We start from the raw sequence: 26,181 nt of genomic DNA, 5'->3' as shown, positions 1-26,181 counted from the left end.
AAAAATGATAAAGAAAAAAAAGATTCCAATTAAAAGTCTTGTGCTTATTCTTATTTTGGTCGAATTAATCTGCCTTGTATTTGCAGGTATTTTGGGTGAACCTGGTAATGATATAAATCTTAAAACAGCGTCATGGATGAATCATCCATGGCGCTGTTTTAATCAGTACACATTGATTAGTCTTGGATGTGGTCTGACCGGATGGGTATTTTTTCTTGCGTTTTATTTGGATACGCATCGCAACACACATTCAGACATTGAACATGGTTCTGCAGAATGGGATGACCCGGACACTGCAAATAAACGCATGGCCGATCTTGAGCATCCGGAAAATAACCGCATTCTTTCCAAACACGTAAATCAGGCTTTATCCGGTTCGAAATCCTTTCCAAATAATAATATGATTGTTGTCGGTGCTCCTGGTACCGGTAAATCATTATTTGTGATTGCTCCAAATATTTTGAAATGTATTTCTTCCTATTTATTCATGGACCCTAAAGGTGAACTTGTGGAAAAATATGGAAACTATTTGCAAAAGAACGGTTATCAGATCCGTGTTTTGAACTTAAAAAACATGGAATCTTCTGATCGATACAATCCTTTTGTTTATATCCGAACAGAAGATGATATTCCACGATTGATTATGAATATTTTCAAGTCTGTGGAACCCCCGGATGCCCAAAAAGGCGACCCTTTCTGGGATGATGGTTGCGCTCTTTATCTGCAATCTCTCTTTTATTTCGTGTGGGCTGTATCTGTACCAGATAAAAAAAAGATTTTTGCAGAAGCCGGTTTAAAATGGGAACCTGTATATGCTACGCAAACTTTAAATCAAGTAACAAAGCTCACGCAGATGGAAGGTAAAAAAGTACCACCTCGCTCTGAGGATGAAGAAGAGTCCACAGAATTATCTTTATTAATGGACGCATTAGCAGATATGTATCCAGATCATCCAGCTGTCAGAGATTATCGTAAATTAAAAGAAGGTGCGCCCGAAACAGTTGCTTCCATTCTTTTAATTTTAAATGGAAAATTCAAGTTTTTTTATTCGAAATCTATTCAGCGCATTTTTGAAGCAGATGATATGAACTTATGGGAACTTGGAACCGGTTGGCACAGGGATGGAAAAAGTAAAGTAGCATTATTTCTAGTCCTAAAAGAAAACGATAGCAGCTACAATTTTGTAGGAAATATGCTTTATCAACAGCTGTTCGATGAACTTTTGGTAGAAGCAGATCAGAATTACCATGGTGTTCTTCCTATTCGTGTTGAGTGTTGGATGGACGAGTTTGCCAACGGGTTACGGCCGGAAGGTTTTGAACATTTAATCACAACCCTTCGATCTCGTAACATTGCTGTCATGCTGTTCCTGCAATCAATTAGTCAGCTGCAGACCATGTACAAGGGTGACGGATGGAAAGTATTCATGGATTCCTGTGCTGTATTTTTATTTCTTGGTTCCGGCCGTGGTGCGTATGATACCCAGGAAACTATCAGTAAAATGTTGGGTGCTGCCACAATCGAAAAGGCATCCGGTAGCGTTTCATACGGTCAAAACGGAAGCAGCAGCACAAGCTACGATCGCCTGCAGCGTTCGCTTATGGATGCAAATGAAGTTGCACAAATGGATAAAGACAGTTGCATCATTCTTCCATTTGCAAGTAAACCAATCATCGACAAAAAATATAAGCCATTCCATGATCCCTCTTATTTGAAGGCAAAAAAATATGGACCTTATACCCATCCAGTTGAAATTTTCCGTGATAAAAACGGAAATCTGCATACAGTAAATCACCAGGAGAAATTTTATTTTCCGGATGAATGTCTTCAAGCAAAAATACGCGATGATCTAAAAGAAGGGAAATCTTCCGGCATGTTATTCGAACTCAGCGAAGATGAATTTTGTTCTCTGGATCTGGATGATCCGAAACTGAATGGCCCGCAAGGAAATCTTTTTTTGCTTCAACAGTTAAAGAAATTGGAAGATGATAGTGCCACTTTAAAATTACAGAATGCTGTCAACGAAAAAATGAATTCTGTAATTTATGATATGTCAGACAACACATCCTCCTCGGAGACAGATGAAGAATCTGCCGCAGAAACCATTTCCGTTTATGATGTGCGTCAGTCTTGGGATCTTTCCGGGAATCTGGAAGATGTTATCCGAAGATATATACTCGAACTTTCCGAAGATGAAGTATCAAACATCACAGAAGCTATGAATCGGCATATCCCGGAAAAGAAGATCAAAGATTGTTTAACTCTTCCACCGGAAAAATTATGTCTTATGCTGCAGTTTTATATGAAACAAGCAAACTAAAGTAACTTAGAGAGGAAGTATACCTTATGGCCGAAGAGAAAAAAAACAGATCAGAGGAACTAGAAAGTCTGGATAAGAAAATCAATGAGATTATTAATGGATGGAATCAAAATCCGGAAGAGATTGTTGAATTTTTACAGTTCTCCAGCAAATTTTCTTACGCTTATTCACCACGCAACATGATGCTCATTGCTCAACAGCAAAGAGGAGCTTTACTCTGTAAATCCTTTAAAGCCTGGAAAGAACTTGGTTACTCTGTAAAAAAAGGTGAGCATGGAATGGAAGTGTACGTCCATACACCGATCACTATTTTAAAAACAGATGATGGAGATATTCCTTATAGTAAAGCATCCAAAGAACAGCAGGTCGCTTATGATGTCGGAGAAATAGAAGGAGAGAAACTTTCGTATTTCAAAAAAGGATATACATTTGATATTACGCAGACAAACTTTCCTCCGGAAAAATATCCAAAGCTTCTTGACCGTGGAATTCCATCTGAATTTCACAGAAGCTGCACAAATATATTAAAAGAATACTGTGAAGAGAATCTTGGGCTTAAAGTTTTTCTGCAAGACCAGGAACAAAATATTAAAGGAGTTTCCCTTTATGGCTATCACAGTCCGTCAGAACACGAAATTCATATTGCTTCAACTTTACAGGATACCGCTGCTTTCTCAACATTAACACATGAATTCGGACACGCTCTTGCACATGGATCTGTCGAAGAATCTCTGAATACAAATTTGCATCAAAAAGAATTTGAAGCTGATGTTATGAGTATTATGTTTTGTCAACACTATGGGCTTGAAATAACCGACGAAAGAAAGAGTCATCTTTCTGGTCATTACAAAGATTGGAAAAAATCCGATCCGAACAATTTTCATCCGGATAAAAGTATGCGGAAAATGTTTGACTTATTTAGGGAACACTCAACTGTCCTGGATCAAAAAATAGTTAAAGCTTTTCCAGAGCTTGCAACAAGATTACTTCCGCAAGAACTAGAAGTGAATTCAGAAAAAAAGAAAGTTGTAAATAAAACTGCTAAGAGAAAACAAAAGAAAAAGAAAACACCAAGACTGTAAATACGATTTTTTATGAAGAAGAAAAATAGATGCGCAGACGAATTTCCATCCAGCAGTATCAGAAAATACATCGGCTATCCAGATAGTGCGTATATACATTTTGATGAAGTTGGTGCAGTGCTTTTTATTTTTCGAGCAAATCCTTCTTTGAAAGAATTGGATGGATTCGAAAAAAAATTTGAAATTCGAATTACAGAATTTTCAAAAATCATGTTTATCTCTTTTCGCTTTGGATCTTCTGACTGGTGCAGCATCTCATATTCTCCATACTTAGACACATGGCAGAGCAAACAATTTATTTTTCCGAATTGTAAGTACGGAATAAATTTATTCATAGCACTTTTCGATACATCAACCGGAAAAATATTAAGGGCCAGGATGCTCGATCTTCCGTGCCTCTTTTCAAAAAAAATACGCTCTGCCATTGTACTGCAGGCACTGCAGCCATTCAATAAAGAGAAATATATTAAAGTTATTAAGCAGTTTACTTTTTTTCATTCGCAAGAAGAAATTGCAGTGCAAAGCAAATTATCATCACGCTGCACAGTCCATTATCGTGCATCACAGACTGTCCCTATACAAAAATAATGAATTATTTTCACACCACACATTTCAAAATAATCAGAAAAATGCAGAATCACTATTCTGTGTTTCATAAAAAATTAAAAGTGAGGTAACTAAAATGGAAAGAAAAAAAACTCAGGCAACAACAGCAAAGTTAAAAAAGGTTCAGACCGAAATCAAAAAGACAAAGGATAAACTCAATAAACTTATGGCAGAAGAGGAACGTTTGACTGTTCAGTATCAGACAGAAAGTTACGAAGAGACTTTAGCTTATTTGAAGTCTGCAAGCAAAAATGGAAAGCCAGATCTTGAAGAGATGTGGAAGTTTTTGCAGAGCACTTATTCTCCTGAGTTGAAAAATTCAGTTTCACCATCGACCGGAAATTCTGCACCTTCAGAAGAATCAACTGATGACGTAGAAGAAAATTCTGAAACAGAAGAAACATCCAGCACTGTTCCGGAACAAAAAACTTCTCATTATGATTCAAATGATCTTGAGTTTTTAGCTGACTAATTTTTTGCGGGACATCCTTTGGGGGTGAGGACGTCCCGTTTTTCAAATAGAATCGAGGTAGCAAATGGAAAGCAAAAATTATCATTTCAATGTGAGCAATCCCGAATTGATTTCAAAAATTGAACGCTTCAATGAATATGGATTTGCAAACCGAACTGATTTTTTTCTTGAAGCAATAAAAGCATATGACACAATTTTCACTCCAGAAAATTCTTTGAAAAAACTCATCACAGACGCAGTGATGGATGGAATTGTTGGAGCATTGAACATAGAAACAAACACAACTGATGATGGTGATAAAACAAATTTTGAAGACAGTGATGAAGATTATCTCATCTACATTAAGTAAGAATTGTAAAAATTTACATTACCTTATACCTACGCTCGATATAAAATCGAGCAAAAGGGGTCTTAGGGGACTCCCTAACAAGATGCAAATTGTTTACAATTTGCGTATCTTGCTAATTAAGAAATAGGAATGTGTTTCTTATGGTCGTAAAACGTCCATGAGCCTGCAGCCCCAGTGTTTATGCGGCTTTCCGGGATTTTCATAAAAAACGCATTTTTCTCCACAAAAAGCCCATGGTCATAAAACGTCCATGGATATTTTTGTCATGGTCGTAAAACGTCCATGGGCTTTTTTTAATTGATTTGTCTCGAAAATTTTTATCACCGAGTACAGAAAAGAGGAAAGTATTGATGGAAAAAGAAAATAAAAAAGCAACTGCCTCTGAGAAACTGACGAAGGTAGTTGCCATTCGAATTTCTCAAACTGATTATGATATTTTTTTAGAAAAAGCAAAAATGGAAAATCCGGAATCCACAAAAATAAATATTTCAAAATACTTATGCAGCGTTTTACACGATTCCACAATTTCAAATTTTCATTTTTTAAAAAAGAATTTTCGTCAAGTCGAACAGGCCTTACTCAATATTGACAGCAAACTTTTGCAGATCGAAAAAAATTCGGCAGGATCTTTTTATCCGGAAGAAATGTTGGAAAAAATCTCTGAATGTAAACGGCAGCTTGAAAAATTAGAGTTTGATTTTCAAAAATTGGAAGAGGAGATTTCAAAATGGCAATCACCAAACTGAGTCATGTCAAAGAACGGAAATCCGGAAATCCTAACGCAGGACTCTATAATTGCATTGATTATATTTTGAATCCTGACAAAACAGAAGAGCGTTATATCGGAGGAAACGCGGGTTCCACTACACAGGAAGTATATAACCGGATGATGGCAACAAAACAAGAATTTCGCAAATTGGATGGCCGACAATGTTATCACTTCATTATTAGTTTCGCACCAGGCGAAACGGATGCTATTACCTGCTTTAATATTGCTCAGGATTTTTGTGAAAAATATCTCGCCGGAAAATATGAATACGTTTTTTCTGTCCATACAGATCACGCGCATATGCACGCTCACATAGTTTTTAATTCTGTCAGTTTAGTAGACGGAGTAAAGTATCATTATTCAGATGGACAGTGGAAGAGTAACATTCAACCGATAACGGATCAGCTTTGCGAAAAATATGGACTGAAAAAATTGACTTACGTTCCAGGAAAAAGAAAAGGTGTTGATTATGGAACATGGAGGGAAAAGAAAGATCCATCCGGAAGTCAACGATTACGTGAAGCTATTGACATGGCAATAGCGCAATCTGATTCCTACGATGATTTTCTTTCTATAATGAGGAAGTCATATCAAGTAAAAATTGGGTTTTCACAAAAATGGAATTCTGAATATCTTTCATTTAAAGATTTTAAAACTCCGGCCGGACGATACCGTAGAAATTACGTTCTTGGAAAATCATACACTGTCGCAAGTATTCAAAAGCGCATTTCATTAAATAAGATGGAAATTCCAGAATCATTAAAACGACTGCCACCACATATTCGAGGTTTTGAATCTTCCATCGGCTCTGGTTTTCGTTCAGCAAATGGTTTATACCTTACGCAGCATCAAAAACGTTATATGATTCAATACTGGAGGTTAAAAAATTCCGAACGCACAGTTACTAGTGGCACAGGGAACATTCGAGAATATTCAAAAGAGGCTGATAGAAATTTGCGTGACCTGCAAACCGTGCAAGATAATAAAATTCGAACCGTTCAGGATTTGTCCTCCCGCTTGGATGAATTGAATCAAATGACCGATTCCATCCGAAGAGAACTTCGTGCAATACAGTCTAGCCGTGAAGATTCAGAAACAGAGAATGTCATTTCCGAATATCTTTCCATTCAAAGTGCATTTGCGAATGCCGCTGTTCCTATTGAAATGGAAGGGAAATTTGAAAACCGATTGGATGAGATCGAAGAAAACTATCCGATCGAAGAATTGATACACCAAAAAGAATCTAATAGTAAAAAAGAAAAACAACTACAGAAAGAAATCAAAAATTTGCAACAGGCATCCAGACGTTTATCAAAATTAAAAAAGATCCAAAAGAGATAAAGAGGAGTAGTGAAAATGGCTTTCCAAAAATATTCTGAAGAAAAACGTAATGAAATTTTAGATTCTCAACAGGAAAAAAATGCGCGTGGAAAAATAAGTTTATTACTGAATTTGGGATTTCCCAAAGATTGGATTGAAAAAATGCTTCCTTATATAAATGAGGATACTACATCATGGCAATTACGCATGATCAGTCTTTTCGATCAAGATCCGGAAGATCTCGTAGCCATGTTGGAAGATTCCGTAAAAAATTCTTCTGTGGAAATTTTTCAATCTATCCGGAAGAAATATTATATTGAGAAAAAAAGCAGTGCAGATATTGACCAGATTCAAAAATCAATGGAGCAATACGTTCCATTGATCCATAACCAACTAGACGCTTACAATGAGATGTCCTCTTTGTTGCAGCAGCAATTCGCCGCCCAAAAAGAGAAAGATGATCTGCATAAATCAAAGGGTGATCTGCAAGAAAAAATAAATGCTATGCAGAAGGAGCATGAAAAAATTTCTATTGAAAAGGAAGATATTTTTCATCAGCTGCAGGATTCAGAGAAAGAAAAAATTTCCATTCAGCAACAACTCGTTGATGCGAATGAATCGCTGCAGAAATCTCAGGGAACTGCAGCTTCTTATGAAAAACAAATTGTCCTCTTGAATAACCAGCTCAATGAATTAGAGAAACAATTGGAAGTATATCAAGCAAAGGAAAATGAAATTGCACAAATAGAATCGATGCAGCCTAAAAAATCTTCTGCAAGTCCGCAAAAAAATTGGCTATCTTTTTTTCACAGCTCTAAAACAAATCGTGAAGAAAAATTGGCCATTCAGGAACAGGCTACACGAGAGGATCTGGCAAAGGAATACATTTACAACCCATCTCACTCTGAAGAACAGTCTGCGATTTTTCTTGCTGCTGCAGGAACAGAAGAGTGGACCCTGGAAGATCTTCGAACGCTTGCTGCTCAACCAGATACTGATAGTATGAAACTATTGCAGCGAAAAATAGAACAGCTGCATAAAGCTACGCAAAAAAATAATAAATAACCTTTACTTTCCCTGTTTACATCTGTTGTTTTCTTTCAGGAGAAATGATAAAATTAATATAATTCCATTACTACGGAGGGTAATTTAAAATGGCAGTATCATATTTTAATACAAGCGAATATGAATTAATGAATAAAGATAACATTGTTGCAACGGTAAGTTGTATAAGAGATGAATTTAATGATTTACATTTTGAAATTCAGCATGTATCTTCACAATTACCAATCGGTTTCAAAACATTTAAAGATTGGATCGAAAATCGTAGAGCACCGAGCAATCGCCAGCATATTGAAAAATTGCTTAAACATTGTAACTGTTATGATTTAGAAGGTTTCATTCAAGTTACACATGCTGCAACTCTAAATGATACGTTTTGGGTTCGCCCAGCAGAGAGTAGTCTTTCTTGGAATAACGTTTCATTATTCCAAAATCCTTTCGATGACATTGTTGCTAGGATAGCCTTTGAAGGTGGTATGTATGGAGAACATTTTTCAACAGCTTCCCCTGAGTTTTCTACTGATGGAACCTTTGCAAAATGTTGGACTCGTTTAAATAATCAAATTTTTCTTATGAAAAGAGGATCTGAAGGTGGTGTGAATGCTGGACTCGAACCATACAGTGAAATGTATGCTTCACAATTAGCTGCTGTATTTTGTCCGGACTTCGTTCCATACGAGGTTGTAAATTACCATGAAAAAAAAGCATCTAAATGTCCTCTTTTTACAAATGAACAATATGGTTTTGCTCCAATCTACAAATTCATTGGGGTAGAAGCTGGTATTGCAAAAAACCTACAATACTTTTCCTCTATTGGTAGTGAAAATGCTTTCCGTAGAATGCTCATTTTAGATGCCCTTATAGTCAACACCGATCGTCATAAAGGAAATTACGGAGTATTATTTCAAACTGATACTCTTCAACCGATAAAAATGGCACCTGTATTTGATCACAATCAAAGTTTGTTACCATACGCAATGGAAGATGACTTTCGCCACCTCGACTCTTATTTGCTCGAAAAAATTCCGCGAATCGGTACAGACTTTTCAGAAACCGCAGCTATGGTAATGACGCCAGACATAAGAGCAGATTTAAGAAATTTACAAGATTTCGCATTTTCCAGCTCAGAAAACGGATTGCCAAAATGGAGAGTTAATGAATTAAACAAATTAATAGTACATCAATCAAGAGCTATCCTTAAATCAAAAAAAATATATATGTCTCCCGATCAACCTAAAAAGAAAAACATAAAAAAAGCAACTCCTCGTCTATGAAAAAAATCCGTGTCAATAATTGACACGGATTTTAAAGTTAATGTGATTATGATAGCTCTCTATTCATTATAGTTTACGTGGTTTCTTTCTTGATGTAGTCTTGAGATTTGGTTTGGAAGTATTGCAGTTTTCATTAAGTAATTGTTTTATCTCTGGCCGTGGAGTATTGGAAACTATCGAAAGTCGTTTTAAATACGTTGCTGCATTCAAATAAAGTACATCATTTTGTTTTGAAGAAGCTCCCGTATAAAGTACCAAACGGCTTTTCACCTTTCCAAAATTTTCATCTATATATTCCAAAAAATCAGTGTTTCTTAAATGCTTTGTTTGATCTATTACGATCTGATTAGAGTATTTTACTTCAAACAGATAGCTTTCTCCTTTTTGCTTATCAACCAGTATCATATCAGCTTCAACATGCTGGTTGTTGTTTCTCAAGGTGATGCTTAATTGTGATACGTAATAACGATCCGGATCAATCTTTTGGAATGTTTTATATGTTTCCGCAAGAATTATATTTTCAAGTAAAATTCCTTTTACGAAATGATCTGCTCTTAAAATAAATAAATTTCTGTCAGCTATACCACAAGTATCCTTCCACATAGAATCATCCGCCAAATTTTTGATCAAAGCAGTTGAATGGGCATATATCATACCTGGTTGCATAAAAATTTCTAAATCTTCAGAACGTTCCCCACTATTCAATGAAATATATGATGGAATTTCGAGAAATAGTTCGAGTTCCAACAAGTAATTCTTTAGTTCATCCAGATGTCGCTTACTTAAAGACGTTTGCATTTCATCCAAATCCTTAATTCCCAAAGCATTCTTGGTTGCCTGATTGGCTTCTTCCGTGTTAATTAGTGACACATAAGATGGTTCTTGAATATTATGGATCGTAGAATACAGCGGGGCACTTTTAAAACACTTGTTAACTGCTTTGACCGTAGTGTAATAGCTGAACTTATTAATCATTTTATTCAAAACAGATTTCAATTCATTCTGTTCGTACAACTCAGTTATTGCAGCTCCATACCTTCTTGCATCTTCGCTTTTCTCCAATGAATGTAAAATATTTCCAACAATAGCGGTATTTTGATATTCTTCGCTGGCCTGCAATGTTTTATATGGACTTTTTGTTAATGTTCCTCCGTATTCAATATATTCATCTACGGAATCATTTTCGATAAGTTTTGAAAACTCCGCAAAAGGAATATAGGATGTATGTATCATTTGAATCCTATCATATAAAATATCGGATTGCGCAAGCATAATTCCCAATGAGTCCGTTCCAGCGATAACGATTTTAGCTCCTTTTGCTGCAAAATAATCTGAAAAAGTATTTCCATATTTTTGAAAGTCTGTAACTTCCGTTATTTCATCTAGGAAAAAGTTGCGAACGCCTTTATCGTATAAATCTTCCATTGCCTGCCGCAATTCAAGCATATCACATTCCCGTAGGCAAAGAATATATACTGTTTTTTCTTTGTCTTTATCCGATAGTTCTGATATATACTGATACATCATTACTGTTTTTCCGGTTCTTCGTAGGCCATATAAAGCACAAATCTTTCCAGGATATTCATGTTGCATAAAATCTTTCAATTGATTATAACAATCCCTTTTCCGAACATATGAAGTGGCGATTTGTTTTCCCATAATAATATTAATATTTTTTTCAGACATAAATTGCGCCTCCATCTCTTCATTGATTTATTTTATATTCTTGGAACAAGCGGTCAAGCGTACATCTACTTATTTTCAATTCTTTTGCAATCTGCGTTTTCGTTGCCTGTCGGGTCATATAACGATTATAGTATTCTTCGATTCCAGGAACAACGATTTTGTTTCTACCTTTGTAGCGCCCCTCTTTTTTGGCGATTGCTATTCCTTCACGCTGCCGTTCCAGAATCATTTCTCGTTCAAACTCTGCAATGGCTGCCATCATGGTGAGCTGCAAACGTCCTGTTGGTGTCGATGTATCAAAATTTTCTTTTAGGCTTACAAATTTTGCTCCGGCATCTTCGATTTTTTCCACAATACTTAAAAGATCAACTGCGGTTCGGCCGAGTCTGGAAAACTCCTCTACATATACGACATCATCTTCCCGAATGTATTCCAGCATTTCCTGGAGTTTAGGTCTTTTCATTGTTTTTCCAGATGCCTTTTCAATAAACCACTTATCAATGTTATATTTTCCCAATGCCTCTTGCTGCCTGGCTTCATTTTGGTCAACCGTTGATACTCTTACATAAGCAATATTCTTACCTTTACTCATTTTTTTCCTCTTTGTACAAATAAATTCTAAGATATAATCTACATTTTGTTTAATAATTAAATTCACAATTCTATTTTAACATTTTATTTTCTATTTGGCAATGTATAAAAACGTACACCCTATTTAGACATTTTATTTTTCACGATCGGATTGCTTTTCGTATATTGCAAAAAAAAATTGCATATGCTATAATGCCAGTAGGCAAAATGAAGAGATAAATTCATAGTAATGCAACGAAAACCCCGGAGGTGCGAACTCCGGGGTTTTCTGTCCGTTTGGGCGAGGTGGATTAGTCCTCAGGCTGGCTACCAGCTGCTATTTTCTGTCCAGCCATTTGCAGATGTAGTAGGCGACTACACTTGCCAGAACAGAAAGCAAAAATGAAGAGATCATGCTCATAGTAACGACCCCCTTCCTGCACCAGTTTAGGGGCGGTAGCTTCTGAATTATAACATAACGATATTGTGAAATACAAGATGCGGATGTCTGTGGAAATAAAAAAAAATTAAACTTCTCATTTTATTGACAAATGCCGGCGAATGTGGTATTCTATAGAAGAAAAGAAATAAAAAATTTTTTTACCACTAAAGAGGTAAAAAGAAAATTTACCACTAAAGGAGGAATTTAAAATGAAAAAGAAAATAACGATCGATTTATTCCGTGCGCTGGTTATCGCAGCCTTAGAGGAAAAGGGGTACGATGTCATTTCAGATGACACAGGATACATCCATGCTTGCCCGGAGGAAGAGGGGAAACCAGAACTTCTTCTGGCAGTAATCAGCCGGTGCCTTTCCAACGGAGAACGTCGGGAGAGCCCACAGGTATTGGCGAGTCGGACGTTAGTGGAAAAGCTCAAGACAAAAGCAGATTCGATGGCTGGCGATGTTATGCCTTGTGTTGCGTTCGGCGTTGCGCGTTACAGTTATTTTGATTGTGAAGTTTGTGTGGTACCAGTGATGGTATGGGATGAGTTAGCAGAAACGGGAGGCGTATATTCAAAAACCGCAGCGGGAGTTTTTTATAACTACCAGGCGGCGGGGGAATTACTCCCGCAGGATGCAGTTTTGCGGGTGAGCTGGGGAGCAAAAGAGTATTAATCGTATCCCAAAAAGAGCAGGCGGTATACCGCCTGCTCTTTTTGTATATTTATGTCTTTTTGAAGTATAGGGAAATATGAATTAGCACGGGAAGAATTTGAAAAACTTTCCTATATAAATGCTGAGAGAAGACTGTGAAAAATAAAATAAGAGCTGCCGCACGTTAATACGGCAGTTTCTGCATCTCTGTTCATCAGTAATTTTTTATAAAATTACTGATGAACAGGAGGAGAGTATGATATGCAAGGGAGGGGAACTTACACTATAATCCAAGCCTCAGTTGCACCTTGCTCTTGTTATGCGGCGTATAGTTTTCAATTTGCCAGTTCAAAAGTTGTTAGTCTGTTCTTTGACCACGATATCATAGTTTTTATCCAGCGCTCAGTAATTGATTTGCATAGCGGCTAAGCCTCTCACACGGTTCGTATTTTGCCTTATATCCTACGCCGTTGATTATGACAAACGGATTGAATACTGTAATTTTTTCCTGAGCCCCATCAGCCATTGTTAGCGTGAACAAGACCGTTTGACCGCAATAGTCGTTATATGAATGATCTTCATTATAGATGGTAACCTCGCCGAGATATGAAACAAGTTCTTCTACATCTGTAATTTGGACTGTCTTATCGGGCGGAAAGAAATAGACTGTTGCGGAAACAATATCGGAGGCTTTCAAATCTTTATAAGGCATTTTCCCTCTCAAAATAATCACGCCTGCCGTCAGAACGATGATCGCAACTGCCATAGTGATAGCTACTTTCTTTCTCATACGGACAACTCCTTTCGAAATATATCATGGTAGTTTGGACAGGCAATCTACCCAGCAACCATTAACTTAAAAGGGAGAAAAATCTCGGAAACCAAGAACGCTACAACATAGCAGATCGGTTGGTGTATCATGTAAATAATAAGTGAATGTTTCCCTAAAAAGTTAATACCTGGAACTTTCCCTTTTCCAAATAGCCGGTTAATCAGCCCCTTTTCCTGTAAGAAACTGTACAGGAAATATCCTGTTGCAAATAAGAAAATCCATGGGAGCAACGGAAAATAGTCGGTAGATGAAAAGCCAGCTTGCGGAAATCCAATATAAGCTAATACCGATTTCAACCATGTAACATTCATCAAATTATCAGATAGTTGGATAGGGTCTTGCTTCGTCCAACTTCTGAGAATGAGGAATAGCACAAAACTAACGCTTACTCCAACCCCAGCCGGGATTTTTTTCAGAACCTTATCCAGTAAAATCCATATCAAAATACAGCTGCCAATAAGCGTTAGAACACCGTAGCGCACCCGATCATTGGGAAGAACTATGGCGGTAACGAGCGAAACGACCACACCACCACCAAACGCCCACAATCCACTTTTCATGTGTTTTTTTCCTAAATGCCAGCTGAACCCAGCCAGCAAAATAAAAGTCCAGCAAATGGATTGCTGCCAAATATAGGCACCGTGGGACTTATACCATGGAATATCTGCATTATACAGATAAACTAAATCCCATAAGAAATGATACGAAATCATTTCAATAATGGTTATACCTCTTATCAAATCAATAAACGGTAAACGCTGCTTTATTTGCGTTGTTTCCAGCAAAATTTCATCACCCCTTTTATTTACTCCAAAATCGGCTCCACCAGCTCCGGGGCGGCTCTGGCTGCTGCCGTTCCGGAGCTGCCGGAGCTACGCAACTCTCTTAAAGGCTAAAAGGAATGAGTATATCCAACAACATAGCAATAGGAATTGCCATCACAAGCTCCACTGCCTATGATAAGAATAACATTTTCCAGTCTCTTCCGCAATCGGAATTATGACGCTAACGCACCTCCGAATAGGTAGATGTAATTATTAACACTACTTATTCTGGAGGTTTTATTATGTATAAAGATATTTTTGAATCCATCCGCAATGAAGCGGAAAAACGTAACCTGCGTGAAAGAACTATTCAACTGTATTGCTCTGATGTCCGTTACTTCCTTCGTTGGATTGGAAAAAATGTTTCTGATCTTACACTTGAAGATGCGGAAAGTTTTCTTACTGCCAAACGTCTGGAAGGAAGGTCTCCTGAAACTCACAATCGAGACTGTGAGAAAAAGTCTGTAAATAAGATTCTTCTATGATATGCAAGGGTGGTGAGCTTACAGTTTGAGCTGTTTGCGCTTATACCCATTGCGGTAATCATCATTATCCGAACGTTCTGATTTTTCATAGCCGAGATGATCGTCCATTTCCGCTTCCATCATTTCCTTAATGGTACCGCCTAAAAGATCCTTGAGCGCATCCTGGATGTCTTCAGCAGACTGGATATCATACTCTTCCAGGAGCTGATGGATGATGTTTCGTTTTCCTTCGGTCATTTGTACTCGATGTACCGGTTTCTTTTGTCTTGCCATAATAAAAGGTCCTCCTAATGATATTTATTGTATCATAGAAGAACCTTCCAAACATTATTTTACAGAAAAAGTTTCATACTCTCTGTGACATCAACCCCCGCCTATAAAAGCGGGGGCTTTTTGTTGAACTTAACTCTTAAAAGTTGTAGGTCTGTCACCATTTCCATTCCATAAAGTCCCATACCAATCTACCATAACATATAATCATTCTATTTTTTTATCCATGCTCTTTGTCTAAATTTAGTTCTCTCAAGCAATTGGGGCAAATATTTCCATACTCTTTTGTATATCGCCAATCACTTGTAGCATTTTTTAACCATTTTACACTCGTACTGTTCTTATAATTTCGATTTATAATACCTCCGCAGTGACCGCAAGCTACTTCCATATAAATAATAGCTTTCCTCATTTATATCATATCCTTCCAAAATTAAAGTCGAATTTTAATAAATGGTGCTATACACCATATTATATAGCACCATTATCCTTTAAAAACTTTCTATACATATCTTCAATTCTACTTAAATCGTCTGGATGTAAATTTCCGATCTTAAATATAAAGCTATCTTTTGTAAGTAGCGTTACCTTTGACACTCTTGCGGTAGATGCCAGTCTTAAACTTGCTTCTTCCCAATAAATAATTGGTATATCATAAGGATCTTCTTTTCTGGCTTTGTGTTTTGTAATCTTGACTGATAATACTCCAAGAATATTTTCATCAAGTACAATGACTGGTCTATTGATTGATTTACTTTCATCTTCTTCTAATGGAAATTCTACAAACCATACTTCTCCCTTGTTCACTACTCAATACCTCTTTCTTTTTTCATCTGTTCAAACATATCATCCCATTCGGTTTCATCTTTCCATTCGTCATCAGATGATATAACAGCTTTCCCTTTTTGGTTATAGTTTGTATTCTGCATTGCCAATTTATATGCTTGCAATCCATATATCCCAGTATTCATATCCGGTTTAAATGGCAAAGCTTGCTCTCTAACTGCTTGTTTTGCAGCCATAGTAAAGAAAGTAGTCATATCAAGTCCTAAACTAGACATAAGTTCTTGTAGCTGCGATTTTAATGTTTCATCAATTCTCATTGTTACATTTGTATTTGCCATATTTATCACCTCTTTCTTAATATTATTATATTCTCTATTTTCCTTTATGTCAATACATTGTATTAACAATGCACACAAAAGTTAAATTTCATCTAAATAAACTCTATGCCCATTATTTTCTTTATCAATAGCATAAAAACATGGTTTTTCATTTATTTCTCAAGTGAATTACTCAACGAATTTTTGCTGAGTAATTCACTTGAGATTACAATGTATCACTCTTCGAAAGTTTTCATACAATGTACAACTACACTTTGTCCAACCACTTCAAAGTGATATTGGTATTCTGCAAAAGACACATCAAATTTTCCTTCCGCAATTGACGGATCAGTTTCCTCTTTCGGGAAACATTCTGGCACTGTTGAAATGTATTCACTCATGTTTTTATAGACATTGTATTTTACTTCCCGATTTTTCGGATGATTTTCAATCATCACTTCAAAAACTCCAACTTTTATTACATCGCAAATTTTAACAAAATCCCCTATTGTCAAAAATTGGTTATTATAGTTATCTGCAATAGTTTTTGAGAAAAAAATATTTTCCATTTTATATACCTCCTTAAGTAAACTCTTTCAGCTCATCCCTGAAGCTTTCCCTAATACTCTTCATTATACAGTTTCAAGTATTCCGTATCAAGTTTATTCCAAGTCGTAAGCACTTCTTTAAATTCCTTTGAATCTCTACTGGTTGTTTTTAATTTTTTCCAAGCTTCTTGTACTCGTTTTTTTCTTTCTTCTTTTGTCATTTCTTCTTTTCCTTTCTGTACAAATAAAGATCACGGGAATCAATTCTCTAAAAAACCTTCTGGGGCTTGTTTCTGAGGGGGGATGCTCTTGATTTTTCGAATGTAGAAGTGTGCATTTTCTTTCTCCTTTCTGCTATATTTTTTTCTTCCGGGTTCTCGATCTTCGGGGGTTTGCGGGCATGATAAATACACCATCCGCGGAAAGATGATAGGGCGGCGCAGCCGTTCATCTTGACCCTATCATCTTTCCGCGGATGGTGTATAATGCACGCTTAAAAACCCCTGATCGAGGAGCCGGGAGAAAAAAATATAGCAGGGAGGAGAAAGACATTTTCTACGGACATTCGAAAAAAGTCCCCCTTTGGGGGGATTTAGGGGGGACTTTCATTTTTCCTTTTTCTGCCGGGCTTTTTGCAGCTCTTTTTATCAAAAAAGAGCTGCTTTCCGGCAAGTGGTCTGGGAGACGGGCAGACCAACGCGCAGCGGTGCTGGGAATGGTACCCGCCAAATGTTTCAAATTAACCCTTGCTTTTTGATGCTTTTTATGATATATTTTAAATACCTTATAATTTAAAATTTGCAAAAACAAAAAAGAGAAATGTGATGACTTCCATTTCTCTTTTTTGTATGCTTTGTGTCCAATCACTTCATGTTTCAGTATGTCTTGTTGCCAATATATAAACCATCCTCTTTGCTTGCGTATTGTCCCCACAACTTTTTGAATAAAGCAACTGTTGCATCAAACATCTTATTCTTTTCAGTTCCTTCCTCATTTTTCGCGAAGTCAATAAAATCATATTCATTTGCACAATCAGGTACAAGATAAATCCATGTAAAATAAGCAGATTCATTATTCATGTTTCGAACCATAATGTCCATTGCAATAATTGCATTTAACCTATCCATTTCTTTCCGCGAAAAATTTTTCACAATTACCTTTGCATCTTCTTCCCAATTTACTAAAATCATTTCTTTTCCCCTCTCTTTTTCTCTTCCAGTAAAATTTCCTCTTCAATTGCACTCCAATCCACAGTTCCTGATCCGATTTTTATTCCCGTAGAAATACCAGAGTCGTTCTTTTTCATTCTATACAGCAAATAGAACAGTCCTTCATTGCTCTCCCCATCAGAACTAACCATTAGTTCCTCCAGATTGTCTCCATATACAATGTCGTTTAGAATTCCTTCCGCTGGACTATTTGCAAAAAAATCCAGTCCATATCCTGCTGTTCCATATCTTTCATCTTCCGCCGTAACAATCATCACATATTTTTTGTCTATTTTCATTGGATCATCGCTCCTCTCTTAGTGTAACATCCTCCCCCGTCTATAGAGGCGGGGGATTCCTTTCCGTGTCAACGCTTGACACCTAACCTTCCAGTTCATCTAAATGGAAATTGTATTCAGGACGAACATCACCAATATAATCATTTTCATACTGCATATGGTCACATATGTCAGGAACATCAACAAGAATATAATCTTCGTGTGTTTCTTTCACCGTTCCTTTATGCCATTTTTGCCATATATCATCCGCAACAAATACTCTCACTTTCTGACCGACATGGAAAATATGTGTTAAATCAGCCATTCTTATTAACCTCTTTTCTCGTTTTTCTTGTGTCATACATTGACACAAGACATATTCACATTTTTATAAAAATTTACTGGAGCCAGCGTTCCCTCAAAACCTTCTGGGGCTTGTTTCTGAGGGGGGATGCTCTTAATTTTTCGAATGTAGAAGTGTGCATTTTCTTTCTTCCTTCCTGCTATATTTTTTCTTCCGGGTTCTCGATCTTTCGGGGGTTTGCGGGCATGATAAATACACCATCCCTGTAAGGATGATAGGGCGGCGCAGCCGTTCATCTTGACCCTATCATCCTTACAGGGATGGTGTATAATGCACGCTTAAAACCCCTGATCGAGGAACCGGAAGAAAAAATATAGCAGGGAGGAGAAAGACATTTTCCACGGACATTCGAAAAAAGTCCCCCTAGGGGGATTTAGGGGGGACTTCTATTTTTCCTTTTTCTGCCGGTGCTTTTTGCAGCTCTTTTCATCGGAAAAGAGCTGCTTCCGGCAAGTGGTCTGGGAGATGGGCAGACTAACGCGTAGCGGTGCTGGGAATGGTACATAACAAATAAAACAAACCGCATTTTTCCACCTTTTTTCTACTCTAAAGAAAACATTTCTTCCAGGTCCAGATATCCCGGACAAGTATTTCTATATACTTTCGTACAGCATTTAACATACGTCAAAATAAACTGCTTTATGAAATTGCGACAAGAAGCTTTAAGTCCCCCTTTCCGGGGGCTTTAGGGGGCTTTTATTCTAGTTTTCCTGTGTCAAGGATTGACACAGGAAAATTCCTTTTTGTTTTGTAAAGTAGACTAAACGGCTGCTCAGAAAAAGAGATTGGATAGATAGGATATACATCCCACCTTATTGTAGCGGCAAAACTGTGTATTAGAGCCATTCCTATAGAGACAAAAAAAGATTCCCTATTCCGGGAATCTAATGGGAATACTTTGATTTTTCCTTTTTCTGCATAAAAGCAGTCTAGGAAATGGGCAGACCAATCACAGCGATGCTGGGAATAGTATCTACCCATTTTTTGTCTGAAAATTAGTTCTCATTTTTACTCAAACGTAACTGCTTGTATTTCCCGCAAACTGGTATAATTTTTTTCACCGATAATCAAATGATCCAGTAGTGAAACGCCAATCAAACTTCCCGCTTTTCCAATACTTTCTGTAATTTGAATATCTTCTTGGGACGGATTTGTGTCTCCACTCAGGTGATTATGGCACAGAATAAATGACACAGCACCAGCCAACAGCATTCGAATTAATATTTCTCTTGCAGAAATCAAACTACAATTAACGGTTCCTTTTCCAACTTCAAAAATTCCAGTGATTTGATTTTTCGTGTTCAACGCAATAGCATATATATGTTCTTCCGGTAGATCACTTATCCGGAAACAACTTTCCATGATCTTTGCTACATTTGCCGGAGAATTGCACTTACTCTCACATAAAAAAGATTTCTGTGTTTCTAAATATGGAATTCTATTCTCATTAAGCATCATCTGATATTCTTTTATTTTTTTCATTTTCTCCTTTCCGTGGTTCGTGTCAATGATTGACACGAACCACTTTTATATTTTTATTTACGCCGCCATACTGTTTCTTTCATGGCGGAATTTTTGCAATTACACTTCCATGATATATGATTTATTACCGAGCTGTTCAATCGGTGAAACTAATGTGTCATTCACTTCTTGAATTATTTCATCTATGTCTCTTTCATCTATTGCCTCATCCAATGGGAAAAACAACATTTCATGAATAGTGGATGGCAAAACCACTATTTTGTTTATATCCCTTTCATGACAATAATCAGAAAGCATTTCTTTATTGATAATTGCTGATGCACCATATTTCATTTCTTTATTTGTTACTACATATAATGGTATTCTTATAAAATTTTTCACATCTGCTACATCTTTAAAAAAATCTGCCATTGAAAAAATAATGCTGTCTCTTTTCGTATTTTCTTCTGCGGCTTTCCATGCGCTTTCCACTGGTACATTAAAATATTTAAGGAAATCATCATTCATATTAATTTTTCCGTCCTCTGTCATAATGTATAAATACTCTTCAATTCCATCAAAATCTGATTCCCGTTTCAACATATTACTGTTATATTCCGTTCTCTGAAAACCGATTGTGATTTTCTGTAAAACTTCTTTGTCGTTCTTTGGAAAATCGTTTAACTTAGGACTATTTTCCCATACGACCTCGATGATTCTTTCCACCACTTGTTCAAAACTCAAGTTTTCCATTTCTTTCATTTCTTCTAAAGTATCCATATAAATTACCCCAAAAACGCTCTGAACTTTTTCGTTCTCCATTTTTGTTTCCGGCAAATGAATTGAAATTCCATCACAAATGACACCATTTTTCACTACATTTTTTTCTTCTGCAATATATCCTCTTTTACGTAACTCATTGATTACCATTTTTCTATCCAACATAATATTTTCTCCTTATCAATTTAAAATTTGCCGGAGCCGATGCTCCCAAAAACCTTCTGAGACTTGCTTCAGGAGGGGGTGCTCTTAATTTTTCGAATGTAGAAATGTACATTTTTTCTCTCCTTTCTATGTATTTTTCTTCTGATTTCTTGATCTATCGGGGTTTGCGGGCATAAAAAATACAGCATGGGCAAAAAGCTGATAGGGCGGCGTAGCCGTTCATCTTGACCCTATTAGCTTTTTGCCCATGCTGTATAATGCACGTTAAAACCCTGATCGAGAAATCAGAAGAAAAATAAAGAGGAAGGAGAGAAACATTACATAGCGACATTCGAAAAAAGTCCCCCATCGGGGGATTTAGGGGGGCTTTCATTTCAAAATTCCCGTGTCAATCATTGACACGGGGTGAATTTGCTCAATCTTCATAATGAAATTTACAAGAATATATTATGAGATTTTGGTTGCTATCAAAGTTATATGTAAGTCTGTGTTCGTCCGTTATCCGTCTACTACATACTTTTCTTTTTTTTAACGGTTCAGGTTTACCAATTCCCTTTAATAGTCCATCGCGGTCTATACTCCTTATAAGCTCATTGATCCGTTTTACAATCTTTTTATCTTCCTTTTGCCAGTCCGTGTATTGCTACCATGCAGTCGGAGTAAATACTACATTCATTATTCGTATACTCCTAACTCATCTATTGTTTTTGTAATAAATCCACCAGCTTCAGCTTCGGCCATGGATTTGTCCAGCATAGCAAGGTATTCAGCATTTCTTTTGGCTTTCATAATTTCATTGTATTCAGATTCTGACATCATTACTATGTTTTCATTCTTTGGTCTTGAAACAATCAATGTTTCTCCTTTGAAAACCTTATCGCATAACGACTTGAAGTTTTCTCTTACATCCATGCTCTTTACTGCTAACATTTTTAACACCTCTTTTCCGTACAAAAAATCGTATGTTTTTTCGTACTTATATTATATGCTATTATTGTGTCCTTGTCAATTAATCTCATAAAATAAAAAAATTCTTCCTATTTAATATAATGCATATTTCCATATGCCGGATCTTACCGGCATATGGATTATCGTTTCTTTCAGCACCTGCTGATCGGTCGCCCTACGTTTTTATGCCATAAATTCTTCTACACGCTCACATAATCTCGTGAACGCTATTATTATATCTTCATCAGGGCATTTTTCCAGGGCAACCGTCATTTTATCTATGGCATCTTCTCTCCATTCTTCGTCATCATATCCATCGGATATGCAATCGCAAATTCTTTCGGACAACTCTGTTATGTTATCCATTAAAAATTCTTTTCGTTCCATAAATTTTTCTCCTTAAATAAAATATTTTGTTCTTCCCCCAAAACGACTTCTGGTACTGTTTCTGCAGGGGGTGCGCTTTTATTTTTCAGAGCATAGACGTTTATTTATCTCTCCTTTCCGCTCTGGCTTCTGTACACTGTTCATTGGGGTTTGCGCAGCATCATATGAAACAGAAGATGAATTGATATGCAAGGGCGGGCATAGCCCGTTCATCTTGACCCTTGCATATTATTTCATTTTCTGTATGATGCCATAAGCAAACACCGAACAGTGTACAGAAGCCAGAGCGGAAAGGAGAGTAGTATTACGTTCATGTTCTGAAAAAAATCCCCCTCGGGGGATTTAGGGGGGATTTCACTTCTTCCTTGTTTTGACTTCTACATTTAAAAATTTAGTAGAAACTCCCCGCAAACACTTCGAGGCGGAGAGGAGAATAAAATAAGCTGCCGCACGTTAATGCGACAGCTTATGCCTCTCTTGTTCATCAATAATTTTATATAAAATTTACAATTGTACTGGCCACATAATGAAACATCTTCTTCATCATTATGATCCAACGGAATATTCGAATGATGCTACACCCAAAATAACCGTAGCCTTTTCATCATTTTTTGAAAAAGCAGTCATTTGCAGAACGGTATTTTGTTCCCCCTTCCACTGGTAAATCTGATTACCCAACCCTGTTGTCTCTCCGCTTCCATATAAAGAATTCAGTTCATCGACTTCTTTCTGAATCCATTCTTTCGCATCTTTTTCAATCTCAAAAGTAAATGAAACTTGATTTAACTGATCATCGGAAAATTCCAGATCCATGTTCGCTTTTTCATTTTCAAGGGAAAATTCCTCTTCACTTGTATATGTTTTTGCGCTATCCTTGGTCTGCCCCAAATCTTTCTCATCAAATTTCAAAGAACTTTGTTTAAAAACTTCTTCCGCATCTATTCCCCAACTAAAATCTTCGTACTGAAAAACCTGTTCTTCTGTACAAAGTCCTTTCAAATCCAGTTCTCTGCTTTGATTTTCCCCATTGAATGCACATCCAGCCAAAAGAATCAATGGTAACAAAACTGTGGCATGTCTTATTTTCATAATAGTGCCTCCCTTCGTTTGAAATTCAAAATTCAGCTATACCCAATGTAGCAGACGGATTAATAGTTTCTCCTGTCATCATAATTAACTGTAAAGTTGTATCGCCTAAATCCCAACGATATGTTTGAGATTTCATTTTTGTAATGCTTGAATAATTTATATTCCAGCTAGTTTCTTCCCCATACAACTGTCTTAAATTGTCACATTGTGTTTCAAACCATTCATCATAAGTTTCACCCAAATGAAATGCATATAAAAACTGTGATAATTCTCCATCAACAAATTGTAATTTTAATATTGCATTCTGACCTTGTAAATTAAAAGTTTCATTTGCAACGTAAACTTGCTCCTTATAGTTTGCTGAAAGATTTTCGTACTTTAAAGGTTTTAATGTATATGGAATTTTCTTTTTTACATCTTTCAGTTTGCTTTTCCATTTTAATCCATTATACTGATATTGACCATCATCTTTTAGATCATCCAATGAGATACTTATACTAGCGGTTTGACCCTGTGTTTGATGTGTATGCTTTGCATATACTGTATAGGGATTAAAAATTAATAATACTGTTATGATAATGAATATGCTTTTTTTCATATAAGTCCCCTTTTTAATACAAGAATTCCAACATTACATCAAACAAATGCAACGTTGGATTCTTAGATCTTAACAGGCCCTATCGCCTCTGATTCCTAGAAAAAATCAAATCAGCAACTTTAAGAACCTCTCATTTATGCGTAAGGGTTCAGCTTACCTGCATCGGGCATACATCATAGTCCCCATATGAACACTTTTTGTGAATTTCCCAACATGCATGATATCCATACTGCTCTAATACGCGCTGGCACTGTGGACACATTAATGCTCCACGGCTTTCAAAATAATATGCATAACAATCTGTTTGATTTCCAAAAAATCCTCTATGGTATCCTTCGTTGACCAATTTTGCTTCCGCGGCACAAACGGTAACTCCGATTGTTGCACAGTCAAGACAGTGACCTATTGTCATCATACCATTACTTAATGGCATATTATCCCGTTCTACATTCAGCCATTCAGCACTATTTTCGGAATTAGTAATCTCATCGATGCGCCGCTGCTCTTCCTGGCGATACGGTTCCAGATAGAAATCAAGCTCATTGGTGCTGGCCAAAGTCAAAACAGGAGAAAAAAACATAAGCAAACAGGTCATCAAAAAAGCGATACATTTCTTCATATTTCATGCCTCCTTTCAGGATTATCATCTATCCTAAATCTCTGTTTTTCAATCTATCGTTTCTAAATTATCTAACAATTAAGTTCATTGGAAACACCTCCATTTTTTTGAATTTCGTGTCTTTTTCTTGAAATTATTATAATATGGATGTCATTTTTCTGCAATATGTAGTATTTCATAATAAAATTCAGCAAATTTCATTTAATTTGCTGAAAAAATTTTTTTCCCCTAAAAAGTGTAATTTTTCATATGCTCAATCGTATAGATAAGGTAATCAGGAAAATAATGGAAACGACAACTTCCATGGTTATGTTCGTGAAATAAAAGATAGCGTTTTATATTTAAATGGATCAATTAAGATGTGTTATAATCTGGCATATCAAAAACACCATAGATATTCGTTTCATTTTTTTATCAACATAATGGACTGCAAATTTAATAAGAAACAGAAGATGAAATGATGCCATAAGCAAACAATGATCTGTGTGTAGCGGCAAAAGAGTAGCGTCATATTACGTTCATGTTTTGAAAAAGTTCCCCTCTGGGAATTTAGGGGAAGATTTCATTTCTTCCTTATTCTGCCGGATCCAGGGCTTTTCTGATGAAAAGCCCTGGATCCGGCAAACCTTTGTGAATTAGTTTATATAGACACATATAAACTAAGAAAATATTTCTTTTCCATACTCTTCGCGTAAGCTTATATACTCTCTATTTCCAATAATAAGATGATCTAATAATTCATGTTTCCATATGTCGGCTTTTACCGGCATATGGATTATCGTTTCTTTTAGTATCTGCCGGTCGGTCTCCTTATATTTTTATGCCATAAATTCTTCTATGCGCTCACATAATCTCGTAAACGCTACCATTATATCTTCATCATGGCATTTTTCCAGGGCAACTGTCATTTTATCTACGGCATCTTCTCGCCATTCTTCGTCATCATATCCATCCCGATACGCAGTTACAAATTCTTTCGGACAACTCTGTTATATTATTCATCAAAAATTTTTCTCCTTAAATATTTTTTCATTTACAATGTTTTAAATTCCTGTGCTGTTACCAGCACAGGAATTTATTTTTTTACAGATATTCTACATTACAAAGCATCATATATACCGCGGTAGTTTTTTCGTCTCTTTCCACACCGATAACTGCTAAATTTTTTTTCAGATGTTTTAATTCTTCATTGGAAAGTCCATGCAAAATTTCATCTCCCTCAGAATTGCCCATCACAATGAGATTTCCAACTAGCATTGCATTCTGTTCAGAATCAACAGCAGATACCAGCACTGGCTCATGAAAAAATCCTTCGTCATCGCAAATAATATCATAAATTCTACCACCAATCTTTCGGGATGTAATATCAATGTTTTCACATCCAATCCATTTATAGTAATCATCAAGTTCCGATACTTCTACCTCTTGAATTTTTGCGTTATGTACGTCAATTAAAAGTCCTTTCATTATACATTTCCTCCTTAAATAAAATATTTTGTTCTTCCCTCAAAATGACTTCTGGTACTGTTTCTGTCCTGGCTCCGGCAACTGTTCTAAAAGAAAAGTGTATACCGTTATCCCACTTCTTTTAATATTTTTATGGTGTTTCCTCCA

General features: G+C 36.4%; 30 protein-coding genes and 2 pseudogenes. 11 read left to right on the top strand and 21 right to left on the bottom strand.

Annotation, left to right across the window (positions count from 1 at the left end; genetic code table 11):
* The first annotated feature begins 4 nt into the window (after positions 1 to 4).
* From DWZ44_RS14640 to DWZ44_RS14600, 9 genes are all read left to right on the top strand, one after another.
* Entirely contained in the window at positions 5 to 2,320 is a 2,316-nt protein-coding gene (locus tag DWZ44_RS14640; protein ID WP_117805183.1) for a VirD4-like conjugal transfer protein, CD1115 family, read from the top strand.
* Between the two features lie 26 nt (positions 2,321 to 2,346).
* Positions 2,347 to 3,402 (top strand): ArdC family protein, encoded by a 1,056-nt coding sequence (locus tag DWZ44_RS14635; RefSeq protein ID WP_117805182.1) that lies wholly within the window; start codon positions 2,347 to 2,349, stop codon positions 3,400 to 3,402.
* Positions 3,403 to 3,414: 12 nt separating this feature from the next.
* Positions 3,415 to 3,990: a hypothetical protein gene (locus DWZ44_RS14630; protein ID WP_117805181.1), complete on the top strand. Its 576-nt coding sequence runs from the start codon at positions 3,415 to 3,417 to the stop codon at positions 3,988 to 3,990.
* Between the two features lie 94 nt (positions 3,991 to 4,084).
* Entirely contained in the window at positions 4,085 to 4,480 is a 396-nt protein-coding gene (locus tag DWZ44_RS14625; RefSeq protein ID WP_117805180.1) for a hypothetical protein, read from the top strand.
* Positions 4,481 to 4,544: 64 nt separating this feature from the next.
* Positions 4,545 to 4,829 (top strand): hypothetical protein, encoded by a 285-nt coding sequence (locus tag DWZ44_RS14620; protein ID WP_117805179.1) that lies wholly within the window; start codon positions 4,545 to 4,547, stop codon positions 4,827 to 4,829.
* A gap of 350 nt (positions 4,830 to 5,179) precedes the next feature.
* Positions 5,180 to 5,575, top strand: coding sequence for a hypothetical protein (locus tag DWZ44_RS14615; protein WP_117805178.1), 396 nt, complete (start codon positions 5,180 to 5,182; stop codon positions 5,573 to 5,575).
* A complete protein-coding gene (locus tag DWZ44_RS14610; RefSeq protein WP_117805177.1) occupies positions 5,557 to 6,939 on the top strand; it encodes a relaxase/mobilization nuclease domain-containing protein in 1,383 nt (460 codons plus the stop codon). The genes DWZ44_RS14615 and DWZ44_RS14610 overlap by 19 nt, the downstream gene beginning before the upstream one ends.
* A 15-nt stretch (positions 6,940 to 6,954) precedes the next feature.
* Positions 6,955 to 7,983: a hypothetical protein gene (locus DWZ44_RS14605; RefSeq protein ID WP_117805176.1), complete on the top strand. Its 1,029-nt coding sequence runs from the start codon at positions 6,955 to 6,957 to the stop codon at positions 7,981 to 7,983.
* Between the two features lie 89 nt (positions 7,984 to 8,072).
* Positions 8,073 to 9,254, top strand: coding sequence for a HipA protein (locus DWZ44_RS14600; RefSeq protein ID WP_117805175.1), 1,182 nt, complete (start codon positions 8,073 to 8,075; stop codon positions 9,252 to 9,254).
* Positions 9,255 to 9,320: 66 nt separating this feature from the next.
* On the opposite strand, the gene DWZ44_RS14595 is transcribed toward DWZ44_RS14600, so the two are convergent.
* Both DWZ44_RS14595 and DWZ44_RS14590 read right to left on the bottom strand, forming a co-directional pair.
* Entirely contained in the window at positions 9,321 to 10,940 is a 1,620-nt protein-coding gene (locus DWZ44_RS14595; protein ID WP_158565929.1) for an AAA family ATPase, read from the bottom strand.
* Between the two features lie 19 nt (positions 10,941 to 10,959).
* The gene (locus tag DWZ44_RS14590; RefSeq protein WP_117805173.1) at positions 10,960 to 11,532 is read right to left on the bottom strand and encodes a recombinase family protein; all 573 of its coding nucleotides are present in this window, start codon (positions 11,530 to 11,532) and stop codon (positions 10,960 to 10,962) included.
* Positions 11,533 to 12,161: 629 nt separating this feature from the next.
* On the opposite strand from DWZ44_RS14590, the gene DWZ44_RS14580 reads away from it, so the two are divergent.
* Complete coding sequence (locus DWZ44_RS14580) at positions 12,162 to 12,629, top strand: hypothetical protein (protein WP_117805172.1); 468 nt, start codon at positions 12,162 to 12,164, stop codon at positions 12,627 to 12,629.
* A gap of 370 nt (positions 12,630 to 12,999) precedes the next feature.
* On the opposite strand, the gene DWZ44_RS14575 is transcribed toward DWZ44_RS14580, so the two are convergent.
* A complete protein-coding gene (locus DWZ44_RS14575) occupies positions 13,000 to 13,398 on the bottom strand; it encodes a hypothetical protein (protein WP_117805171.1) in 399 nt (132 codons plus the stop codon).
* A gap of 47 nt (positions 13,399 to 13,445) precedes the next feature.
* Positions 13,446 to 14,225 carry a heparan-alpha-glucosaminide N-acetyltransferase gene (locus DWZ44_RS14570; RefSeq protein WP_117805170.1) on the bottom strand — a complete coding sequence of 260 codons (780 nt, stop codon included), beginning with the start codon at positions 14,223 to 14,225 and terminating at the stop codon, positions 13,446 to 13,448.
* Positions 14,226 to 14,506: 281 nt separating this feature from the next.
* On the opposite strand from DWZ44_RS14570, the gene DWZ44_RS14565 reads away from it, so the two are divergent.
* Entirely contained in the window at positions 14,507 to 14,749 is a 243-nt protein-coding gene (locus tag DWZ44_RS14565; protein WP_243002110.1) for a phage integrase N-terminal SAM-like domain-containing protein, read from the top strand.
* A gap of 27 nt (positions 14,750 to 14,776) precedes the next feature.
* On the opposite strand, the pseudogene DWZ44_RS14560 reads toward DWZ44_RS14565, so the two are convergent.
* The 17 genes and pseudogenes from DWZ44_RS14560 to DWZ44_RS14475 all read right to left on the bottom strand — a co-directional run.
* A pseudogene (locus DWZ44_RS14560) lies at positions 14,777 to 15,022 on the bottom strand (transposase); the annotation flags it as partial.
* Positions 15,023 to 15,490: 468 nt separating this feature from the next.
* Positions 15,491 to 15,826, bottom strand: coding sequence for a type II toxin-antitoxin system PemK/MazF family toxin (locus tag DWZ44_RS14555; protein WP_117805169.1), 336 nt, complete (start codon positions 15,824 to 15,826; stop codon positions 15,491 to 15,493).
* On the bottom strand, positions 15,826 to 16,143 hold the full coding sequence (locus DWZ44_RS14550; protein ID WP_117805168.1) for a type II toxin-antitoxin system RelB/DinJ family antitoxin: 318 nt from the start codon (positions 16,141 to 16,143) through the stop codon (positions 15,826 to 15,828). The genes DWZ44_RS14555 and DWZ44_RS14550 overlap by 1 nt, the downstream gene beginning before the upstream one ends.
* A 215-nt stretch (positions 16,144 to 16,358) precedes the next feature.
* Positions 16,359 to 16,691, bottom strand: a complete 333-nt coding sequence (locus tag DWZ44_RS14545) for a hypothetical protein (protein ID WP_117805167.1) — start codon at positions 16,689 to 16,691, stop codon at positions 16,359 to 16,361.
* A 50-nt stretch (positions 16,692 to 16,741) separates the two neighbouring features.
* Positions 16,742 to 16,891, bottom strand: coding sequence for a hypothetical protein (locus DWZ44_RS18265; RefSeq protein ID WP_158565927.1), 150 nt, complete (start codon positions 16,889 to 16,891; stop codon positions 16,742 to 16,744).
* A gap of 654 nt (positions 16,892 to 17,545) precedes the next feature.
* Positions 17,546 to 17,860, bottom strand: a complete 315-nt coding sequence (locus tag DWZ44_RS14535; protein ID WP_117805165.1) for a hypothetical protein — start codon at positions 17,858 to 17,860, stop codon at positions 17,546 to 17,548.
* Positions 17,857 to 18,177: a hypothetical protein gene (locus DWZ44_RS14530; protein WP_117805164.1), complete on the bottom strand. Its 321-nt coding sequence runs from the start codon at positions 18,175 to 18,177 to the stop codon at positions 17,857 to 17,859. The genes DWZ44_RS14535 and DWZ44_RS14530 overlap by 4 nt, the downstream gene beginning before the upstream one ends.
* Positions 18,178 to 18,259: 82 nt before the next feature.
* Positions 18,260 to 18,481, bottom strand: a complete 222-nt coding sequence (locus tag DWZ44_RS14525) for a hypothetical protein (protein WP_117805163.1) — start codon at positions 18,479 to 18,481, stop codon at positions 18,260 to 18,262.
* 1,047 nt (positions 18,482 to 19,528) lie between these two features.
* Positions 19,529 to 20,002 (bottom strand): JAB domain-containing protein, encoded by a 474-nt coding sequence (locus DWZ44_RS14515; protein WP_117805161.1) that lies wholly within the window; start codon positions 20,000 to 20,002, stop codon positions 19,529 to 19,531.
* A gap of 99 nt (positions 20,003 to 20,101) precedes the next feature.
* Positions 20,102 to 20,926, bottom strand: coding sequence for a DUF5688 family protein (locus DWZ44_RS14510; RefSeq protein ID WP_117805160.1), 825 nt, complete (start codon positions 20,924 to 20,926; stop codon positions 20,102 to 20,104).
* Between the two features lie 415 nt (positions 20,927 to 21,341).
* Positions 21,342 to 21,554, bottom strand: a pseudogene (locus tag DWZ44_RS19345) (Txe/YoeB family addiction module toxin); the annotation flags it as partial.
* Positions 21,555 to 21,601: 47 nt separating this feature from the next.
* Entirely contained in the window at positions 21,602 to 21,856 is a 255-nt protein-coding gene (locus DWZ44_RS14500; RefSeq protein WP_117805159.1) for a type II toxin-antitoxin system Phd/YefM family antitoxin, read from the bottom strand.
* Between the two features lie 201 nt (positions 21,857 to 22,057).
* Positions 22,058 to 22,261, bottom strand: coding sequence for a hypothetical protein (locus DWZ44_RS14495; RefSeq protein ID WP_117805158.1), 204 nt, complete (start codon positions 22,259 to 22,261; stop codon positions 22,058 to 22,060).
* 546 nt (positions 22,262 to 22,807) lie between these two features.
* Complete coding sequence (locus tag DWZ44_RS14490) at positions 22,808 to 23,350, bottom strand: hypothetical protein (protein ID WP_117805157.1); 543 nt, start codon at positions 23,348 to 23,350, stop codon at positions 22,808 to 22,810.
* Between the two features lie 25 nt (positions 23,351 to 23,375).
* Positions 23,376 to 23,948, bottom strand: coding sequence for a hypothetical protein (locus DWZ44_RS14485; protein WP_117805156.1), 573 nt, complete (start codon positions 23,946 to 23,948; stop codon positions 23,376 to 23,378).
* 148 nt (positions 23,949 to 24,096) lie between these two features.
* Complete coding sequence (locus tag DWZ44_RS14480) at positions 24,097 to 24,567, bottom strand: hypothetical protein (RefSeq protein ID WP_117805155.1); 471 nt, start codon at positions 24,565 to 24,567, stop codon at positions 24,097 to 24,099.
* A gap of 1,083 nt (positions 24,568 to 25,650) precedes the next feature.
* Positions 25,651 to 26,034, bottom strand: a complete 384-nt coding sequence (locus DWZ44_RS14475) for a DUF3846 domain-containing protein (RefSeq protein WP_117805154.1) — start codon at positions 26,032 to 26,034, stop codon at positions 25,651 to 25,653.
* Positions 26,035 to 26,181 lie beyond the last annotated feature (147 nt).

The organism is Blautia sp. AF32-4BH, assembly GCF_003460565.1.
GTDB lineage: Bacteria > Bacillota > Clostridia > Lachnospirales > Lachnospiraceae > Fusicatenibacter > Fusicatenibacter saccharivorans.
The sequence above is the reverse complement of the archived record's forward strand: the minus strand, read 5'-3'. Positions and strand labels throughout refer to the sequence as shown.

Coding starts and splice junctions, on each gene's coding strand:
- DWZ44_RS14495 (WP_117805158.1), bottom strand. CDS start 22,261: ATGGAACGAAAAGAATTTTTAATGGATAACATAACAGAGTTGTCCGAA.
- DWZ44_RS14535 (WP_117805165.1), bottom strand. CDS start 17,860: ATGATTTTAGTAAATTGGGAAGAAGATGCAAAGGTAATTGTGAAAAAT.
- DWZ44_RS14475 (WP_117805154.1), bottom strand. CDS start 26,034: ATGAAAGGACTTTTAATTGACGTACATAACGCAAAAATTCAAGAGGTA.
- DWZ44_RS14525 (WP_117805163.1), bottom strand. CDS start 18,481: ATGGCTGATTTAACACATATTTTCCATGTCGGTCAGAAAGTGAGAGTA.
- DWZ44_RS14575 (WP_117805171.1), bottom strand. CDS start 13,398: ATGAGAAAGAAAGTAGCTATCACTATGGCAGTTGCGATCATCGTTCTG.
- DWZ44_RS14550 (WP_117805168.1), bottom strand. CDS start 16,143: ATGGCAAATACAAATGTAACAATGAGAATTGATGAAACATTAAAATCG.
- DWZ44_RS14610 (WP_117805177.1), top strand. CDS start 5,557: ATGGCAATCACCAAACTGAGTCATGTCAAAGAACGGAAATCCGGAAAT.
- DWZ44_RS18265 (WP_158565927.1), bottom strand. CDS start 16,891: ATGACAAAAGAAGAAAGAAAAAAACGAGTACAAGAAGCTTGGAAAAAA.
- DWZ44_RS14605 (WP_117805176.1), top strand. CDS start 6,955: ATGGCTTTCCAAAAATATTCTGAAGAAAAACGTAATGAAATTTTAGAT.
- DWZ44_RS14640 (WP_117805183.1), top strand. CDS start 5: ATGATAAAGAAAAAAAAGATTCCAATTAAAAGTCTTGTGCTTATTCTT.
- DWZ44_RS14580 (WP_117805172.1), top strand. CDS start 12,162: ATGAAAAAGAAAATAACGATCGATTTATTCCGTGCGCTGGTTATCGCA.
- DWZ44_RS14615 (WP_117805178.1), top strand. CDS start 5,180: ATGGAAAAAGAAAATAAAAAAGCAACTGCCTCTGAGAAACTGACGAAG.
- DWZ44_RS14545 (WP_117805167.1), bottom strand. CDS start 16,691: ATGGAAAATATTTTTTTCTCAAAAACTATTGCAGATAACTATAATAAC.
- DWZ44_RS14490 (WP_117805157.1), bottom strand. CDS start 23,350: ATGAAAATAAGACATGCCACAGTTTTGTTACCATTGATTCTTTTGGCT.
- DWZ44_RS14500 (WP_117805159.1), bottom strand. CDS start 21,856: ATGTTAGCAGTAAAGAGCATGGATGTAAGAGAAAACTTCAAGTCGTTA.
- DWZ44_RS14515 (WP_117805161.1), bottom strand. CDS start 20,002: ATGAAAAAAATAAAAGAATATCAGATGATGCTTAATGAGAATAGAATT.
- DWZ44_RS14620 (WP_117805179.1), top strand. CDS start 4,545: ATGGAAAGCAAAAATTATCATTTCAATGTGAGCAATCCCGAATTGATT.
- DWZ44_RS14635 (WP_117805182.1), top strand. CDS start 2,347: ATGGCCGAAGAGAAAAAAAACAGATCAGAGGAACTAGAAAGTCTGGAT.
- DWZ44_RS14595 (WP_158565929.1), bottom strand. CDS start 10,940: ATGTCTGAAAAAAATATTAATATTATTATGGGAAAACAAATCGCCACT.
- DWZ44_RS14625 (WP_117805180.1), top strand. CDS start 4,085: ATGGAAAGAAAAAAAACTCAGGCAACAACAGCAAAGTTAAAAAAGGTT.
- DWZ44_RS14600 (WP_117805175.1), top strand. CDS start 8,073: ATGGCAGTATCATATTTTAATACAAGCGAATATGAATTAATGAATAAA.
- DWZ44_RS14630 (WP_117805181.1), top strand. CDS start 3,415: ATGAAGAAGAAAAATAGATGCGCAGACGAATTTCCATCCAGCAGTATC.
- DWZ44_RS14590 (WP_117805173.1), bottom strand. CDS start 11,532: ATGAGTAAAGGTAAGAATATTGCTTATGTAAGAGTATCAACGGTTGAC.
- DWZ44_RS14485 (WP_117805156.1), bottom strand. CDS start 23,948: ATGAAAAAAAGCATATTCATTATCATAACAGTATTATTAATTTTTAAT.
- DWZ44_RS14530 (WP_117805164.1), bottom strand. CDS start 18,177: ATGAAAATAGACAAAAAATATGTGATGATTGTTACGGCGGAAGATGAA.
- DWZ44_RS14565 (WP_243002110.1), top strand. CDS start 14,507: ATGTATAAAGATATTTTTGAATCCATCCGCAATGAAGCGGAAAAACGT.
- DWZ44_RS14510 (WP_117805160.1), bottom strand. CDS start 20,926: ATGTTGGATAGAAAAATGGTAATCAATGAGTTACGTAAAAGAGGATAT.
- DWZ44_RS14480 (WP_117805155.1), bottom strand. CDS start 24,567: ATGAAGAAATGTATCGCTTTTTTGATGACCTGTTTGCTTATGTTTTTT.